This window comes from Aeromonas sp. HMWF014 (genome assembly GCF_963878295.1).
In the GTDB taxonomy this organism is placed as follows: domain Bacteria; phylum Pseudomonadota; class Gammaproteobacteria; order Enterobacterales; family Aeromonadaceae; genus Aeromonas; species Aeromonas popoffii.
The window spans coordinates 868-2,927 of record NZ_CAWNYS010000048.1 but is presented as its reverse complement, the minus strand read 5'-3'; the positions used below and the strand labels follow the sequence as shown (position 1 = coordinate 2,927).

Annotated in this window: 2 protein-coding genes; both read right to left on the bottom strand. The window is 57.6% G+C overall.

Translation table 11 applies throughout. The features are described from left to right. Nucleotides 1-126: 126 nt before the first annotated feature. Nucleotides 127-918 (bottom strand): DUF4123 domain-containing protein, encoded by a 792-nt coding sequence (locus AAC083_RS01745; protein ID WP_108537892.1) that lies wholly within the window; start codon nucleotides 916-918, stop codon nucleotides 127-129. Beyond that, a partial coding sequence (gene tssI, locus AAC083_RS22780; RefSeq protein WP_258224856.1) for a type VI secretion system tip protein TssI/VgrG occupies nucleotides 918-2,060 on the bottom strand: 1,143 nt, incomplete at its 5' end. The genes AAC083_RS01745 and tssI, both read right to left, overlap by 1 nt.

Genomic DNA, 2,060 nt, shown 5'->3' with positions numbered 1-2,060 from the left:
TGGCGACTGTACCACCTAAAATGGTGTCCGGGATGATTAGACCACTACAGTTCTGTTCATCACGAACATCAATCTCAATCCACCGATCATATTTTTCGCAGAGTAAACAATGTGCACTTACAGACATCAGTGAGTTCCTATCAAATCGGTGTGTTTGCCGAGCCAATGGGCGACTTGCATGAATTCATCGTCGGTGAGCATCAAGGGAGCACGTACGCTGTCCAGCGTAAAATCGGCTTGCAGCGCCAGGGCACCAGCGATGACGCCCTCGCGCACATCCTCAACCAACCCATCTCGATTCGCTTGCTGCAACGTGGTCAGGATCACCGGTTTAGGATTGGGGTGGGCTCTCATCACCTTCTCTATTCGTTGCCAGAAATGGCGGCGCAGTATGTCGGCATGACGGGACTCGTCATACAGGTCGGCCAGCTGGTGCTCCCGAATATGGAACCACGGCGTTTCACTCGCTGGTACCCAGATGAAATCTTGGCTTTGTGTGACACACTGCCCTTCGATCATTAACTGCTCGCAGGGGCCAAGCAGTGCATCGCGCTCTCCTGGCGTCATTGCAGTGAGCATTGGTAGCAAGACGCGATGATCGGCGTAGCGAAACCACACGGCCTCGCCGTCATGAATAGCGCTGTTCAGGCTCTGCCAGTGACGCGGCATTACTTCTTTCGAGGCGCGACTACGGCAGTAAAAGCCGCTGAGTGTGGGGTGTGCCTCAACAAAAGCCTGCGAGGGGGTAGGTAGCAGCCAAGGACCGTGTTCGGCCTGCGCCGAAAAGTCTGTTCCAGCAAACAGTGGGTAGGCATCATTTCCGCCCAGCTCATAGAAATGAGCAACCAAGGAGGGGTCTACCGCCGCATCAATGACGGCATACAGCAACCCTTCTTCGCGCCATTGTTGCAATACCATCAGTTAACCCCTTGGTCTGCTAGTGGGCAAAGTTTGGCCATCGGCATCATGGACTCCATTGTTTTCTGAATACCAATCGCAGTTATCATGGCCGGTGGCGCCACAGGCACTTCAACACCATCCGGCAAGCCTGGCATTTGCCCCGCCCACCCAGAGCCTGAACCTGGGCTCCCTCCGGAGTTCATCTTGATGGAGGGGCCGGCCAGGGTGACGCCGCTCGGGTCAACCTTCACAAAGCTGCCGCCAACTTTGAGGGTGATTTCAGCTCCAGCCTCCAGCACGACCTTTTGACCCGACTTGAAGTGAATTTCCTGACCCGCCTCCACCAATAGCGCCTGCGCGATTTTCTGGTGGAGCGATGCATCCATTGTGAGGGAGTAGTCGGCCTTGATGTGGTCGCGCTTCTCGCCTTCCACCGTCAGGTGGTCGTTGGCCTTGATGCGGGTAACCCGCTCATTATCGATGTCGGTGTGCTGGTCATGCTTCATGTGCCAAGCAGCGTCGTTCTCTATCAGCACGTTCAGGTCTTTCTGACCGTGAATGTAAATCTCTTCCTGACCGGCCTGGTCTTCGAAGCGCAGCTCGTTAAAACCTTCCCCCTGGTGGGTTTCGGTGCGCAGCACGGTGCGGGTCTTGTTGGCGGGCAGCTCGTAAGGCGGTCGGTTGGTGGCATGGTAGGTGCGACCGGTGACGATGGGCTGGTCGGGGTCGCCTTCCAAAAAGCTCACGATGACCTCGTGGCCGATACGGGGAATGGCCATCATGCCGTATTGGCCACCGGCCCAGCCCTGACTCACCCGTACCCAGCAGGAGCTCTGGTCGTTGCTCGAGCCGTAGCGGTCCCACGGGAATTGCAGTTTTACCCGGCCGTGTTCGTCGCAGTAAATCTCCTCCCCCTCCGGGCCCACCACTATCGCGATTTGCGGGCCATCCACCATCGGCTTGTGGGGCGCCTCGGGGCTGCCGATACGGGCGCGCCAGGTGGTGCTCGCTTTGACCACGCCAAATTCGTTGTGGTACACGGTCGGGCCACTGCCGCCCTCTTCCTCCAGCGCCTGGGGCTGTTCACCGGTGTGGCGGATACGCACAATTTGCCAGTCGGTGTTGAGGCTGCCGTTCGGATGCTCGGTGAGTGAAAATGT

What these genes read in the sequence shown, in the direction of transcription:
- AAC083_RS01745 (WP_108537892.1), bottom strand. Translation starts at nt 918, where the DNA reads ATGGTATTGCAACAATGGCGCGAAGAAGGGTTGCTGTATGCCGTCATT.